The organism is Dokdonia sp. Asnod3-C12 (assembly GCF_045063975.1).
Classification (GTDB): Bacteria; Bacteroidota; Bacteroidia; order Flavobacteriales; family Flavobacteriaceae; genus Dokdonia.
Genome location: NZ_JBEFNY010000003.1, coordinates 2,706,723 through 2,722,278, shown reverse-complemented (window position 1 = coordinate 2,722,278; position 15,556 = coordinate 2,706,723). Strand labels below are relative to the sequence as shown.

The 15,556-nt window shown below is 36.6% G+C and carries 11 protein-coding genes and 1 pseudogene; 6 read left to right on the top strand and 6 right to left on the bottom strand.

Annotation, left to right across the window (positions count from 1 at the left end; all coding sequences use genetic code 11):
* Positions 1-20: 20 nt before the first annotated feature.
* From ACJJVW_RS12355 to ACJJVW_RS12340, 4 genes are all read left to right on the top strand, one after another.
* Positions 21-476, top strand: a complete 456-nt coding sequence (locus ACJJVW_RS12355; RefSeq protein ID WP_035333992.1) for a Fur family transcriptional regulator — start codon at positions 21-23, stop codon at positions 474-476.
* A 7-nt stretch (positions 477-483) separates the two neighbouring features.
* A complete protein-coding gene (locus tag ACJJVW_RS12350; protein WP_013749650.1) occupies positions 484-1,758 on the top strand; it encodes an adenylosuccinate synthase in 1,275 nt (424 codons plus the stop codon).
* Positions 1,759-1,938: 180 nt separating this feature from the next.
* Positions 1,939-3,765, top strand: a complete 1,827-nt coding sequence (locus ACJJVW_RS12345) for an OstA-like protein (protein WP_405252203.1) — start codon at positions 1,939-1,941, stop codon at positions 3,763-3,765.
* Between the two features lie 210 nt (positions 3,766-3,975).
* On the top strand, positions 3,976-4,668 hold the full coding sequence (locus tag ACJJVW_RS12340; protein ID WP_339848485.1) for a redoxin domain-containing protein: 693 nt from the start codon (positions 3,976-3,978) through the stop codon (positions 4,666-4,668).
* 3 nt (positions 4,669-4,671) lie between these two features.
* Here ACJJVW_RS12340 and ACJJVW_RS12335 read toward each other — a convergent pair whose 3' ends face one another.
* The 3 genes from ACJJVW_RS12335 to ACJJVW_RS12325 all read right to left on the bottom strand — a co-directional run bounded on the left by ACJJVW_RS12335 (position 4,672) and on the right by ACJJVW_RS12325 (position 6,793).
* Entirely contained in the window at positions 4,672-5,040 is a 369-nt protein-coding gene (locus ACJJVW_RS12335; RefSeq protein ID WP_298325638.1) for a sulfite exporter TauE/SafE family protein, read from the bottom strand.
* Positions 5,041-5,153: 113 nt separating this feature from the next.
* Positions 5,154-6,116 (bottom strand): lytic transglycosylase domain-containing protein, encoded by a 963-nt coding sequence (locus ACJJVW_RS12330; RefSeq protein ID WP_339848538.1) that lies wholly within the window; start codon positions 6,114-6,116, stop codon positions 5,154-5,156.
* A gap of 8 nt (positions 6,117-6,124) precedes the next feature.
* Complete coding sequence (locus ACJJVW_RS12325; protein ID WP_405252201.1) at positions 6,125-6,793, bottom strand: alpha/beta fold hydrolase; 669 nt, start codon at positions 6,791-6,793, stop codon at positions 6,125-6,127.
* A 201-nt stretch (positions 6,794-6,994) separates the two neighbouring features.
* Here ACJJVW_RS12325 and ACJJVW_RS12320 point away from each other — a divergent pair, with 201 nt between their 5' ends.
* On the top strand, positions 6,995-7,294 hold the full coding sequence (locus ACJJVW_RS12320; protein ID WP_013749656.1) for a hypothetical protein: 300 nt from the start codon (positions 6,995-6,997) through the stop codon (positions 7,292-7,294).
* A 102-nt stretch (positions 7,295-7,396) separates the two neighbouring features.
* Positions 7,397-8,056, top strand: coding sequence for an alpha/beta hydrolase (locus ACJJVW_RS12315; protein WP_405252199.1), 660 nt, complete (start codon positions 7,397-7,399; stop codon positions 8,054-8,056).
* Between the two features lie 96 nt (positions 8,057-8,152).
* On the opposite strand, the gene ACJJVW_RS12310 is transcribed toward ACJJVW_RS12315, so the two are convergent.
* The 3 genes and pseudogenes from ACJJVW_RS12310 to ACJJVW_RS12300 all read right to left on the bottom strand — a co-directional run bounded on the left by ACJJVW_RS12310 (position 8,153) and on the right by ACJJVW_RS12300 (position 15,482).
* Positions 8,153-10,177 (bottom strand): OmpA family protein, encoded by a 2,025-nt coding sequence (locus ACJJVW_RS12310; protein ID WP_405252197.1) that lies wholly within the window; start codon positions 10,175-10,177, stop codon positions 8,153-8,155.
* Positions 10,178-10,238: 61 nt separating this feature from the next.
* A pseudogene (locus ACJJVW_RS12305) lies at positions 10,239-11,096 on the bottom strand (type IX secretion system membrane protein PorP/SprF); the annotation flags it as partial.
* Between the two features lie 15 nt (positions 11,097-11,111).
* Positions 11,112-15,482: a gliding motility-associated C-terminal domain-containing protein gene (locus ACJJVW_RS12300; protein ID WP_405252195.1), complete on the bottom strand. Its 4,371-nt coding sequence runs from the start codon at positions 15,480-15,482 to the stop codon at positions 11,112-11,114.
* Positions 15,483-15,556: the final 74 nt, after the last annotated feature.

The following is a 15,556-nucleotide window of genomic DNA, read 5'->3' as shown; positions in this document are numbered from 1 at the left end:
TTCGTCCTTTACTAAAAACGATGCCACTAAAAGCTACTATTAATAAGGATCAAGACGTTGTAAAAGGCGTTTTTACAGCCTATCTAGAAGAAAAAGGTCACCGCAAAACACCTGAACGTTTTGCAATCTTGCAAGAGATATACAGCAATGAAGAGCACTTTGATATCGAGACGCTCTACATTAGTATGAAAAACAAGAACTATAGGGTGAGCCGTGCGACATTATACAACACCATAGAACTTTTACTAGAATGCGGGCTCGTGCGCAAACATCAGTTTGGCAATAATCAAGCGCAGTATGAAAAGTCGTACTTTGATAAGCAACACGATCACGTTATACTTACAGATACAGGAGAAGTAATAGAATTTTGCGATCCTCGTATACAGTCTATTAAAAAAACCATAGAAGAGGTTTTTGATATTACTATAGACAAGCATTCACTTTATTTTTACGGAAAGAAAAACACGACTAATTAACATAACAATGGCTGTAGATTTACTACTGGGCCTCCAATGGGGCGACGAAGGAAAAGGAAAAATTGTAGACGTTCTTACGAAGGACTACGATATTATTGCACGTTTTCAAGGAGGACCTAATGCAGGTCATACTCTTGAATTTGACGGTATAAAGCACGTATTACATACGATTCCTTCTGGAATTTTTCATGACAATGCTATGAATGTCATAGGTAATGGCGTTGTGATAGATCCTGTGATTTTTAAGAAAGAACTTCAAAATCTTGATAAGTTTGAAGGACTAGATTATAAAGCAAAAATGGTGATCTCTCGTAAAGCCCACCTTATACTTCCTACACACCGCTTACTAGATGCAGCTTCTGAAGCTTCAAAAGGAAAGGCTAAAATAGGTTCTACTCTTAAGGGAATAGGTCCTACTTATATGGATAAAACTGGTCGTAACGGTATACGTGTAGGAGACCTAGAACTTGCAGACTGGAAAGAGCGTTATGCTACGTTAAGAGACAAGCATATCTCAATGATTGATTTTTATGATGCAAAGATTGATTACGATCTAGACGAACTAGAAACAGAATTCTTTGCTGCTATAAAAACACTTAAGACCCTTAAGTTTATAGACTCAGAAGAGTATTTATACCAAGCACAAAAATCTGGTAAGTCTATACTTGCAGAGGGTGCTCAAGGATCACTACTTGATATTGACTTTGGTACTTATCCTTATGTGACTTCTTCAAACACGACAGCAGCAGGAGCTTGTACAGGTCTTGGTGTTGCTCCTAATCAAATAGGCGAAGTATTTGGAATCTTTAAGGCTTACACCACTCGTGTAGGTTCTGGACCATTCCCTACAGAGCTTTTTGACGAAGATGGTGAGACTATGGGACGCGTAGGTAATGAATTTGGCGCTACTACTGGCCGTGCACGTCGTTGTGGATGGTTAGACCTTGTAGCTCTTAAATATGCCGTACGTGTAAACGGGGTTACTCAACTTATGATGATGAAAGGTGATGTACTTTCTGGATTTAAAACCTTGAAAGTATGTACTGCATATAAATATAAAGGAGAGACTATCGAGCACCTTCCTTATAATATTGAGCCAGAAAACGTTGAAGTAGTTTATAAAGAAATGGCTGGGTGGTCTGAAGATCTAACAGGTATGACTACTGCAGATCAACTTCCTAAGGCTCTTAATGATTACATAGATTATCTTGAGAAAGAACTTGAGACACCTATTAAAATAGTTTCTGTAGGACCAGATCGTACACAAACCATACTTAGATAAGCTTACAAAATTTCAAATTATAAAAAAGCCTTCAGATTCATATCTGGAGGCTTTTTATATACACTTATCTCAAATAAATTACGTTAAAAGAATACCCTAATGTAGATACAAGGCGGTATCACATCCTTTTTGATAAACTGTTATCGATTTCGGCAGGCAATTTGATTATTTTTGACACTGATGAAAAATTACTTTTACATTTTACTTACTGGGATGTTTTTATGTTCTGCTTTCGCGAAAGCGCAACAAAACCAACCTAAAGAAATCCTCATAGAATCTGACATTGAACGCATCAATGAAGAAGAATTTCCTGGCGCAATTATTTTTCAGAAATCAAACAAGCAAGTATACATACAACACGAAGGTGCCGAAATGTGGTGCGATCTTGCTTTTTATTATAAAGATGAGAACTTTGTAAAAGCATACAGAAACGTACGCTTAAAGCAAGGTGACTCTATCTCGATGCGTGGTAGATATATAGAATATAATGGTGATACTAAGTTTGCTTATGCAGCAGGTGATGTCTTCTTAAAGAAAGACACTACAACAGTAACCACAGACACCATGTACTTTAATCGCATAAGCCAGCAAGCGTACTATCGCACAGGAGGAGTTGTCACATCACCTAATAGTAAAATAACTAGCCGCGTAGGTCGCTACTATATAGAGCAGGATAAAATCTCTTTTATTAACGATGTTGTGGTTACAAATACTGAGTACGTAATTAATAGCGAGCAACTAGACTTTTACAGCGTCCCAGAACATGCTTATTTGTATGGCCCTACCACAATCACGAGTTCAACATCTAAGGTATATTGTGAGCGCGGGTTTTATGACACTGCAAATGATTATGGTTATTTTGTAAAGAACTCGAGAATAGATTATGACAATAGGCAAGTATATGGAGATAGCCTCTATTTTGACAGAAATAGAAACTTTGCAAGTGCGACTAACAACATCAAAGTTCTTGACACCTTAAATAAAAGTCTTGTAAAAGGACATTATGCAGAAGTGTACAGAGCAAAGGATTCTGTTTTAATCACACAACGAGCAGTTGCTATCACAGTAGAAGATAATGACTCTGTGTACGTACATGGCGACAGACTTTTACTTACTGGAAAGCCGGAGAACCGAATTATAAGAGCTTTTAAGAACGTAAAACTTTATAAGAGTAATATGAGTGGTAAAAGCGACTCCCTGCATAGTAACCAGCGCACAGGACTTACTCAAATGATAGGAAAGCCTATACTATGGAGTGAGAAAAGCCAAATTACAGGAGATAGCATTCACCTTCTCAATAATCTAGAAACAGAAAAAATAGATTCTCTAAAGGTTTTTGATAATGCGTTTATCGCTCAGAAAGACACGATTTCTGGATTTAACCAAGTCAAAGGACAAAAACTATATGGCTTTTTTGATGATGAAAATCAGCTTAAGCAGGTAGATATTATAAACAACGCAGAGACAATAATGTATATGCGTGAAGAAAACGGTGACCTTACAGGCATAGACAGAGGAACCTCTGCTCGTATAGAAATTACTTTTTTTGAAAATACGATAGACGAGATTAATAAACTTAAAAGCCCGGGAGGAACCATTTTTCCCGAATCACAATTTAAGAATGAACCACAAACTTTTGAGGGCTTTAACTGGAGAGGTGATGAAGAGTTGTTGAGCAAGGAGGATATTTTTAAAGGAGAAGCTCCGTTTGAGCTTACTAAAATTCAAGGAATACCCCTACCCGAAATTGATGCTGGTTTCTTTTCAACTACTGATGACCCAACAATCAAACCGCTATCTGAAAGCTCAGATATAAAAGAAGGAACTCTAGAAAATCGAGAAGAAAATAAACCAAAATATGGACAAGAAAATCTAGATGAAAAGAGCAAACTTGAGAAAGAAGCTTTATTAGAGCGTAACCAAAACACCTCTACACAACGCACTCAAAATCCAACCTTGATGAACACACCAAGACTATTAAAATCCGTTAAAAAAGACGGGAATTAACAGGCAATATTTGAAGTGAAATTCTCATAAGGGAAACTAACAAGAATATGACATTCTTACAAAAAGTACTAAATATCAAGTTTTTACGCATCTAAAAGAATCAATATAGTACAGATTATTGCGTTTTAACCCAATTTATAAGTCAGTTAACGAAAATATTTTTCTACACCTTTCTTCCCTCCTATCTTTATAGTCCCAAATCATTAGACTATGAGAAAATTATTACTTTTACTCGTATTTACAGCAATTTCTAACCTATCAGCACAGAACTCTCAGATGTTCTTTTCTGAAGCGCTAGACGCTCACCTTCCTTCTTATTTATTACAAGCCGAAGAAGCTATTAGAAATCTTGAACAAGACAAAGTCAAAGTGCTTTTTGATAATCTTGTAGAGGATAAACTTGTGGGATCTTTGATGAATAATTTTAAGGTTAAAACCACTTCAAAGAAAAGTAAATCTTTAGCAGATTATAATAAACCTGTAATGCTACTCACCTATTCTAGCTGGAGAATAAGTAGCAAAGGAGAGCAAGCTGCTCTTAATGAGCTGGCAAATCAATATGGTGATGATGTAGCGATCGTACTTCTATTTTGGGGAGATGTTAAGCAAGTAAAAAAATTAAGTAAAGACTACGATCGCAATATAGACATACTTTATGTTGATGATTCTGAGAATAATTACTCTTTGGTTATCAAGAACCTTAAGCATTCTTTAGGGCTTCCTCTTGCTTACACAATTACTTCAGATAAGGAAATTATAGATATTAAAAGACGTCTATCTAACAAGCTGTCTCAAGATGAAGCATTATCTACTACCAATAATTTTGAACTATACAAAGGGATGCTTACAGAGTTACTGTACAACCAGCAACTACTAAGTGATGATCCTATAGTTATCAATTAGTAGTTATTTACCCCACAGCATTTTTATAGAAAGAACGAGAAGCACCGCTCCAAAAATTCTTTTAAGCGTTTTTTGATCAAGATTTACAGCTAGTTTTGATCCTAGAAACCCGCCTACCACAAAAAACACAGCGATAACCGCAGCATATTTCCAGTTTACATAGCCTTCGTTATAGTAATTATAAGCAGCAAGGAATGTTACCGGAACTGCAAGCACAGCAAGACTCGTACCTTGAGCTTCATGCTGATTAAAGTGCAGTAACATAATCATAAGAGGTATCATAATAACACCTCCACCTACTCCCATAACACCACTCAACACTCCGGCAATAAGACCTATGGCTATAAGCGCTATAATAACTGATGCATTCATTTTATTAAATTTTGTTTCAATAAAAATACCATATTAGAGAGTGTTATAAATAAAAATAGGCATCTCATTTTATAAAATGAGATGCCTATTTATTAATTGATTATTTATGAGTATTATCTACCTAGTGTGTAAGCACCTTTTTCTGGTATCTCTATATAATATTTCTTTCCTGAACTATTATTGAGTTTAGTCTCACGTAACCAAGGGTTGTGAAGTTTAAGAAGCTTATAGTTGATATCAAAGCGCTCTGCAAATTTTACAAAATCTGTCACTGCTGTGTCTACTTCAACCTTATATGTAGGTACCTCTGCATATAAATCTTCTGCTCTAAAGTTGAAACCATACTTCTTTGGATTGCTTAAAATCTCCTTAAGAGCAATAATTCTAAATACGTAACGACCAGTTTCCTCTCCTAAAAGCAAATCATAATAGTCTTGTACATTTTGCTCTTTAAAACGACGAGAAACTCCATAATTACCTGCATTATAAGCAGCTGCTGCAGCTGTCCAGCTTCCAAATTTCTCCTTAGACTGCTTTAAATATTTACAAGCAGCACGTGTAGATTTTTCTACATGATATCTCTCATCTACATTATCGTTTACTTCTAGACCGTATTCCCTTCCAGTTTCTTTTAGAATTTGCCAGAAACCAGTCGCTCTAGCAGGAGAAACTGCTTGTGTCAGTCCGCTTTCTATTACTGCCAGATATTTAAGATCATCTGGCACACCTTCTTCTGCTAGAATCTTTTCTATCGTTGGAAAATACTTATTTGCTCTTTTAAAAATAAGTAACGCATTAGACTGCCAGTACGTGTTCACAAGGAGCTCACGATCCATACGTTCCAGTATATCCGGATTTTCAACAGGAACTGCCTCACCTGCAAAGTTTAATCCATCTGGCATTGGGATGGCATACACGTTATAGTCATTAAGTAACCTCTTTGATGTCATTTTTTCATTCTGCACCTCTCCTTTTTCTTCTACCACTTCTTCTTGTGGTGCTTGTGCAGAGTTTATAACTAGGCCTGCAATAGCTACTACTGCAATACCTGCAACAACTTTCTTTATCATTATCATCATCTTTTCTATTTTAAATCAATGTAATCATTTTCAATCAGTTCGATTAAGTTTTTATTAAACCATTTTGCTCGAGTTATCACCATAATGTGAGTCCCTCCTTCTATATTAATACAGTTATCTATATACTTCAATGGGAAGACCTTATCTGCACTTCCGTGTATGTGAATAATTCCTGACGGCGCAGTTTCTTGATCCCAACAGACCATTTCTTTTACTGCCCAACTCAAGTACCTTCTATCATTCATAGATAGGTACTTTTTATATAGTGCCACTCTATTTTTTATAGTCTCGCCAAAGGCATATTTTGCAAGTGTATCTATATCTTCTACTAATCTCGTAGGCAATATGTTGTATAACTTTAGCTTTCGCGAAAGCTTCATTCTACGTGGTAACTCATGCTTAGTCTTAACACTACTTACAATGATAAGCTTTGCCACCTTAATATGCTTTGCCATTTCTTGTACGAGTATCCCGCCAAAACTAACGCCTAGCAATACGACATTGTCATGCTTAATATGAGTTGTCATTCTCAAGGCATAGTCTTGTAGCGACTCATCTACCTCTGGAATGAACCATTCTAGCAAATGAATTTGATAAGAATCCTCGGGTAACTTTATATTCTCAAAAATAGAAGGATTGGCCGCCATACCTGGCATTAAATACACGTGCGTCATCTAACTTATAAGTAAGGGTTTAACATAAGAGAAGCGCTCTATTTCGGGAATTTTTTATACATTTGCAAGACTTTCTCAAAAAGAAATTATTAAGATTTGATTATCTTATTATTTCTTGCCTCTTAGGGGTCAAAATTAAGGAGAGATTTCTAATAACCCCGTTAATAATTTTACAAATACTTTAAATATTTTTCAAAATTTATGGAAGCGACGACAGCAGTTGAATTGACAGATAATGAGTTCCAAAGACAGTTTGAAGCAACATTTGCAGGGAAAATGGCAAAAATGGAATACTCGTTACAAGAGCGTAAAATCTTCCTGACAAAAATCTTCATGCCAGAAGGCACAGAGGAGCACATGAATGAATTTATTATAGCAGTATTTAATGAAGTTGCAGAGAGAGAAATAAGCCTCGTACCTACGAGTCCTGAAATTGCAAAATTCATGCGTTCTAACAGACGTAAATACAAAAAATTACTACCTGTAGGAATTAACATATAGGTGATCCTATTCTATTTAAAAACCACTCCATGAGTGGTTTTTTTTTATGCAATATTGCGAGATTACCTTGAAACATATATCCTATAAAATTTTTCACTATTCATGATAGAAAAAAATATACCCTACACACATACTAATACGTACTCCACCCTTAACGAGCTATCAGAAAAAACTAAGAATATTTGGTTCGTTTTTCACGGCATGGGCTACTTGTCAAGGTATTTTATCAATTACTTCAAGGAGCTTCCACCAGAAGAGAATTACATCATAGCCCCACAGGCACCTAGTAAATATTACCAAGACAAGCGTTTTAAATATGTAGGCGCTAGCTGGCTCACTAAAGAAAATACAGAAACAGAGAAGGACAATGTTTTTAATTACCTTGATGAGCTATGGACTACAGAACTAGCATCTATCGATAAAAGTGCTGTAAACGTGATCATGATGGGGTATTCTCAAGGTGTATCTATCGTCACCAGATGGATTGCTTCTAGAAAAATAGATTGTTCCTATCTTTTACTACATTCTGGCGCGATACCAGCCGAGTTAAATCCGACGGATTTTGAGCATCTTTCTACCACAACTCCAGTCACATATATTTATGGAGATAAAGACGAATATATCACAGAAGCTCGTGTTACAGAACAGCATCTCAACGGTTCTGCTCTTTTTGGCAATCGTCTTGAAGTTGTTGTATTTTCTGGAATTCATGAGGTTCACACATCATTCTTCCCAAAGATATTAACTGCACTGGAAGAGTAAATTAATGGTGTAGGTTACGCTTTCGCGAAAGCGTAAAACAAAAAAAAATCGGCAACTCTATTGAATTGCCGATTTTGTTATTTAAAGAAATGCTTATTAATAACCAGTGATTTCAAATTCACTACGCCTGTTAAGCTGATGATCATCTTCTGTGCATTTACCTACAGGACAGTTAATCACAGGCTCTGTATCGCCATATCCTTGGTATTGTATTCTAGAAGCATCAATTCCTTTACTAACTAGATAGTCAAAGGTACTTTTTGCTCTTTTTTCTGATAGCGGCATATTATATGCTGCTGGACCACGACTATCTGTGTGAGAACTTACTTTTATTTTAATACGCTCGTATTTGACAAGCTTAGCTGCCAGTCTATCAAGTACAGCTCTTGAGTCTTCACGTACTACATGTAAATCAAAATCAAAATAAATAGGTGCTACATCCATAAACAGCTTGCCTTCCCTCTCTACTACTTGCGGCGCATTTACATCTGTAAGCAACTCAAAACGACTTGGATCTTTCACTTTAAGATCTTTAGAAAGATTCTTTTCTTTCATAAGAGCGAGCTCACTGTCTGTAAATATTCTCTTTACTTTGATTACATAAGGTGCAGTCTGTACGCCTCGTATTTGAATATCCATACGCCCTTCTTCATGATTATCTCCGGAGGCTATAAAAGTATAATCATCTACAGTAAGTGGCACTTGGAAAGGCGCAGCATCCTCTTTACGATCTGAATAAACTTCCTTACCTTGATATCCTAGGATCTGTATTGTTGCATCTGAGATAAGTTCATCAGTATCTGCATCACGCACTTCAAACTGCGTTTTAAATTCGCGAGTTATGATTTCTCCAGTTTGTACAAAACTATAAATATCGTCATCTTTTCCGCTACGATTAGTGGCATACAGTCCATTATTATCAGAATAGTAACTTAGACTAAAATCATCATATTTAGAATTAATAGGTGCTCCTAGGTTAATAGGCTCTGTGAACCCTTTTACTGTGAGTGGTGCTACAAAAATATCAAGCAAACCTAAACCTAAACGTCCATCTGTAGCAAAATATAAATCCCCTGTGTTTGAAACAAATGGAAATTGCTCTCTATGAATAGTATTAATTGTAGGCCCTAAATTTACCGGAGTACTATAGGTGCCATCTAGCTGTACGGTTACATAGTAGATATCAAACCCGCCAAGACCTCCTTCCATATCTGAGGCAAAGTACAAACGCTTTCCATCTCTAGTAAGTGTAGGATGCATGTAAGAATAATTTTCATTTACAAATGACAGACGTTCTGCATCTCTCCATATTCCATCAATACGAACACTTTTATAAAGATGAACCCTATTAGTTTGTTCTTCATCAAACATCTTCCCGCTATCTCCATTTTTATAAGCACTACGAGATAAGTACATCTCATCGCCTGCTGTGTTAAAACACAGATTACCATCATGAAGTGGTGAGTTTACTCCTTGCTTAAGTCTTACAGCTTCACCTGCGAGTTCATTTTTGTCATTAACTCGTACTCCGTAAATATCTAAGAATGGTCTTTGTGTAGTCTTAAAACGCCTTGCAAATAAGGTTCTAAGCACATCGTCATTTAATCTATCTGATGTAAAGAAAACACTATCTCCTACTCTTACGGGTCCAAAGTCGTCTGCTTCTGAGCTTATATTACTCTTGGTAGCGTCAAATTTTGGATTTTTCTTCATTAAATCTTCCAATAATTTAATAGCAGCGACTTTATCAAAGTCTTCACCTTTGTTTTTATAATAAATATCAAGGTAGTCAATACCCTGATCAGAATCTAAAGTAGTATTAAGTACGTGAAACATTTTGAAATTAAACTCATTATCATATGTTCTATCCTCGTCATTAAATCGCTGTCCTACTAGCTGATTAAGATATATAGATGCGCTTCTATAATCTTGATCTAAATAGTAAGCGTCAATAAGTTTCCCTAGTATTTCTTTAGAGTTATTTTTTCTTAAAGCCACTTCATAATACTTTGCAGCACTAGCGTAGTCTCCTTTATTAAAAAAACGATCTCCCTTTTGTACTTGCCCAAATGCACTTGCACTTACACAGAGTATAATAAGTAATGTGTATATATTTTTCATCTTAGTAAAATCTTGGTGAGATGTAACGTTTTTGTAAGCCTAGCAAATCAAATGTGTATAATAGTACTACCTCGTGACTTCCATTGTTAAAACGATTAAGATCGCTCACATTAAAGTCATAGCTGTATCCTATTTTTAAATCATTTGTAATATTAAATCCTGCTAGTGCTGCGATAGCATCTTGATGTCTGTATGAAAACCCGAGTTCAAATTTCTCGTCATACAAGGCATTTAATGAAAGGTCGTAGGTTAATGGTGCCCCGCTTATCCATTTTGCAACAGCAGAAGGCTTTATTTTAAGCACATCACTCACATCATACACGTAACCTGCCATTAAATATGCAGTAGGATCCTTCTTATATAGAATAGAGGAATCACCATTGCCTAAATTTTCAATTTTATACGGTATCACGCTTGGCGAACTTAACCCAATGTAGTAATTATCTTTAAAAAGAAAAGCTCCTACACCAACATCTAGCGAGGTGGTTTCTCCATTTTGAAAAGCTAAATCTCCGCCTACATTTTGACCTGTAAAATCAAGACTCTGATTATCTACACCTAACTTTAATCCAAAAGATAGGTTTGTACTTTCTGCTACATTAATTCTGTAAGCAAAATTTACATTAAAATTATTTGTAGTGAGTACGTCTCCTATTTGATCATTCACATAGTTTACGCCTATTTCTACACGCTCGTTAAGAGGAATATTTGCAAAAACATTTGCAGTTTTTGGCGCACCATCTAGACCTACCCATTGAGAGCGGTACAAACTACCTACTCTTATAAGTCCTGGTTCATTAATCATATAGGCTGGATTTACCACACCTTGATTGTACATGTACTGAGTGTACTGTGGTTCTTGTTGAGCAAACGTAGATAAACTACAAAATGCCGCTAGTATGAATATTTTAAATTTCATCTTGAGGTTGTTTTTTTATCTACTTAAGTAAAAAGATCCGTCTATCGGTTCTGAGTTTGAATCATTAGGATAGAAGATGTAAAAATATACACCTGTAGGTAGTTGATCACCTAATCCAGATCCTGTATTAGAACTTCCATCAAAAAGTGGAGTATTTCTATTTCCTCTGTAAACGATAGTTCCGTATCTATTGAAAATTTGAATATCAAAATTCGGGAAGATATTTGGTAAAGTTCCTAATTCTAAGAAATCATTCTGACCGTCATCATTGTCTGACACTCCATCAGAGATTTGAATCTGACATCTTCCGTCGCTTAGTGGTAAAACATCTGCTAGATATGGTACTCTAGGTGATTCACATCCGTTGTCATCTACCGCACTTACATAATAAGTTGTCTCATCTACTAATAAAGTAGATAATGGTAATGGATCTCCACCTTCCGCGGAAGCGTACCAAACAAAGTCTTCTACACTAACAACAAGATTCCCTAAGGTAACTCCATCATTAATACAGATAAATGGCTCAATTAATACTACTGTAGGCGCCATAACCGGTGTAATAGTAAATGTAATAGTTGCATCATCTTGACCACAAGCATCTGTAAAAACTATGTATAGATATGAGAAAGTACCTTCACCTAAGGCTCCCACATCAATTAATCCATCTATTACAGTTTCTGATGTATCGATATTTATAAACTCTCCTGTAAGCTGAGCATCATTAGATAATAATCCAAATAAAGAAGTTGTGTAATCTCCTGCACAAACAAACGTATCTATATCGTCTCCTGCGTTTGAGACAGGTACAATACTTACTGATATCGTTGCACTCACCGCATCACATGCTCCGTTTGCTGCAATACTATACACGTAGTCACCGTTCACTGCGGTCATTGGGTCAATAGAACCATTATTATCTGCTGTAGCATATCCTTCTGGACCAGACCAGCTACCATTAATATCAGGACTTCCTCCTAAAATTGTAAATAAATCAACAATAGCACCATCCTCACAAGCCTGAAAAGTACCTCCAGTTCCAGCATTACTACTTTCAAAAACAATAAAAGATAATGTAGCTACATCTCCACAACCATCATCTGTAGTTGTTGTATAGGTAAAATCAAACACTTGCTGCTCATTTACCGCAGGAACTGTAATCGGATTAGAAATTACCGCACCGGTAGCTGTGTCTGTCCAAATTCCTTGTGTTCCAACGTAAATCGTATCTGTACCGTTAGTTTCTAGTAATGAAATTAGATCAATAGGATTTGTAAAACTATCGTCACAAAGCTCCACTCCCGTAGTATCTTCTCCAGCATAATTAGTTGCAAAAAATGAAACCGTAACTGTCGCTGTTACTGCTTCACATGCTCCGTTTGCGGCTATAGTATAAATATAAGCGCCTTCTGAGTTTACAGATGGGTCAAAAACCGCATTATTATCTGTTGTTGTAAAACTGCTAGGTCCAGACCAAGTACCATTAGTATCTGGCATCCCTCCTAATAATGTAAAGAGATTTACAGTGGTTCCATCTTCACAAGTTTCATAAGCTGCATCTAGCCCAGCATCACCTTGTTCAAATACTGTAAAAGATAATGTTGCTGCATCTCCACAACCATCATCTGTAGTTGTTGTGTACGTATAGTTAAATACTTGCTGCCCATCTACAGCAGGGACAGTAAATGGGTTACTAACTACATCGCCGGTGACAGTATCTGTCCAAACTCCTTGTGTTCCAACGTAAACTGCATCTGTCCCGTTAGTTTCTAATAGTGAAATTAGATCAAGAGGATTTGTAAAACTATTATCACAAAGCTCCACTCCCGTAGTATCTTCTCCAGCATAATTTGTTGCAAAGAATGAAACCGTCACCGTAGCAGTTACCGCTTCACATGCATCATTTGCTGCTATAGTATAAATATAAGCGCCTTCTGTATTTACAGATGGGTCAAAGTTAGCTTCATTATCCGTAGTGGTATATCCATTAGGGCCAGACCAAGTTCCATTTATATCTGGTGTACCTCCTAATAATGTAAAGAGATTTATAGTGGTTCCATCTTCACAAGTTTCATAAGCTGCATCTATACCAGCATCACCTTGCTCAAAAACTGTAAAAGATAAAGTCGCTGTATCTTCACAACCACCACCTCCAGTAGTATAAATAAACTCAAAAGTTTGAGAATCTGTAATCGATGGTATTGTAAATGGATTTACTATAACCGCTCCAGAGCTATCAGTCCAATCACCATTAGTATCTATAGTGTCTGTGCCGTTATCTTCTAGAAGTGTAATTAAATCTACAGTTGTCGTTGTATTACATAACTCAACACCCGTAGTATCTTCCCCTGCATATATTGCATCTCCTAAAGTCACATCTACCGTTGTAGATGCTTCTAGACACGTTCCATTTGCTGGTACGGTATAAATATATTCACCCTCAACACTTGTCCCAGGTGTAAATAGAGCAACGTTATCTGTGGTTGTAAAACCATCAGGGCCAGACCAAGTACCGTTAGTATCCGGAGTTCCCCCTAAAAGAGTAAAGAGATCAACCTCAGCTGCATCACTACAAACTGCGAGCGGTCCACTTTCTCCTGGATCGTATTGCTCATATACAGTAAAGCTTAATGTAGCACTGTCTTCACATCCGTTTTCTGTTATAGTATTATATTCAAAGTTGAATAATTGAGAGTCTGTAATACTAGGTATTTCAAAGTTATTATCAACTACGTCTCCATTTGCAGTATTAGTCCATACCCCGTCTTCACCTACATAAATAGAAGCTTCAGTTTCATTTACATCTAATAAGTCTGTAAGTACTATAGGACTCTCTGTTTCACAAATCTCAAGATCTGCAGTGTCTTCTCCTGCATAGTTTTTAGGATGAACAATAACAGTTACATCCGCGGTTTGTATATCACAAGGATGAGTACAGCTAGCGTCGGTATTGCAAGTATCAACAACTTGACAATGATATGAAGGCAACACCGTATATCTAAAAACGTAAGTTCCAGGCTCGGCCGATTGAAAATTTATAGTTCCTGTTGACCTGTAATCAGTAGTCCAACCAATACCTAATATATAGGCACTACACCAATCGATTGAACTAGTTCCAGGTACCATACCAGTATTACTTAAGATTCCTAAGCCAGAAGGGCCAGACACAAGCTCCCAATTAGTACAATTTTCATTTGGATAGTCAAATAGAATATCCTGATCCATCCCCGTTGAAGGGTTATTCCAGACTTCAGTTGTAAATTCTAATTGATCATATAAGTTAATAGTGCTAGGAGTATCTGCATCTTCACAAATTTCGTATGGATTGTCTTGAAAGAAAGGTCTTATTTCTTCGGCTATAGTAAATGTTATCGTTGATAATTTCTCATTACAATTTGCTAAATTTATTCTAGGTTCGACAGTATATGTATAACCAAATGTTAGACATCCAATATCTTGTCCATTATTAGTAACAAAGTCTAAATAAGCTTCGTAAATATTTATAACGTCATCCCCAGGTCCTGAAATTTGACCACTTGGATCAAAATCACTCGACCACGTTCCTTCTATATCCTCGTTGACTAAATATTCACTTGCAAGCCTTATATCTCTATCCCAAATTCCTCCCGCTACCATTTCTGACTGGCAAATAAACTCTGAACCAGGATCTCCTGCCTGAACATCTCTAACGACCTCCACTCGAAAATTTGAAGTAGACTCTGCCACACAAGGTGATATTCCTGGTACTGTATAAGTAAACTCAAAAACATCAGAATCCACTAAACTACCGTCATTCGGTGTATATGGAATGCTTGCTCCGAACCTACCATTTTGCGATAAGAACTGAAAATTGCTGGGATCTCCATCATTACCTATAAAAGTCCAAAAACCATTCTCATGAGGAGCTGGAATCGACCCAAATACTTGAAACAAATCAAAACCCACTAATCCAGCTTCACAAACAGATACATTTGCCATTCCAGATCCAGATGGAGGTACTGGATTTCCAGCAAACGGTCCTAATACCACATTGAATAAAAACTGCACATCATCTGGACAACCTGTAGCTCCATTAAGAAACTCGAACTGATAGTCTGCAATATCTTCAGATGAGCTATCAAGATCCCATAGATACAGATCTCCAGTTACCACATCAAGCGCAAAGTTAAAGTTAGGATCAAACCACATCCCATCTGCAGGAGTGATTGTTGTTCCGGTAATTGCAGAGAACTCTTCATAGAGATTTATGATTCCATCTGGAATTGAATCACCGTTACCATCTACAACAGTCATGTCGCACACAGTAAATGTCTCTACCTCGGCACACTGACTAAAAGCCGTTACCGTAGAGCATAACAATAAAGTAAGAAAAAGGTATAATTTCCCCATAGTTAAGTTGGATTAAGGTGCAACGAAGATAAATCAGACCGCTTATACAAACCTAATTTTATGTTAATTAATAT

Excerpts from the sequence above, each read along its gene's own strand:
- ACJJVW_RS12355 (WP_035333992.1), top strand. The coding sequence starts at position 21 with ATGCCACTAAAAGCTACTATTAATAAGGATCAAGACGTTGTAAAAGGC.
- ACJJVW_RS12350 (WP_013749650.1), top strand. The coding sequence starts at position 484 with ATGGCTGTAGATTTACTACTGGGCCTCCAATGGGGCGACGAAGGAAAA.
- ACJJVW_RS12345 (WP_405252203.1), top strand. The coding sequence starts at position 1,939 with ATGAAAAATTACTTTTACATTTTACTTACTGGGATGTTTTTATGTTCT.
- ACJJVW_RS12340 (WP_339848485.1), top strand. The coding sequence starts at position 3,976 with ATGAGAAAATTATTACTTTTACTCGTATTTACAGCAATTTCTAACCTA.
- ACJJVW_RS12335 (WP_298325638.1), bottom strand. The coding sequence starts at position 5,040 with ATGAATGCATCAGTTATTATAGCGCTTATAGCCATAGGTCTTATTGCC.
- ACJJVW_RS12330 (WP_339848538.1), bottom strand. The coding sequence starts at position 6,116 with ATGATAATGATAAAGAAAGTTGTTGCAGGTATTGCAGTAGTAGCTATT.
- ACJJVW_RS12325 (WP_405252201.1), bottom strand. The coding sequence starts at position 6,793 with ATGACGCACGTGTATTTAATGCCAGGTATGGCGGCCAATCCTTCTATT.
- ACJJVW_RS12320 (WP_013749656.1), top strand. The coding sequence starts at position 6,995 with ATGGAAGCGACGACAGCAGTTGAATTGACAGATAATGAGTTCCAAAGA.
- ACJJVW_RS12315 (WP_405252199.1), top strand. The coding sequence starts at position 7,397 with ATGATAGAAAAAAATATACCCTACACACATACTAATACGTACTCCACC.
- ACJJVW_RS12310 (WP_405252197.1), bottom strand. The coding sequence starts at position 10,177 with ATGAAAAATATATACACATTACTTATTATACTCTGTGTAAGTGCAAGT.
- ACJJVW_RS12300 (WP_405252195.1), bottom strand. The coding sequence starts at position 15,482 with ATGGGGAAATTATACCTTTTTCTTACTTTATTGTTATGCTCTACGGTA.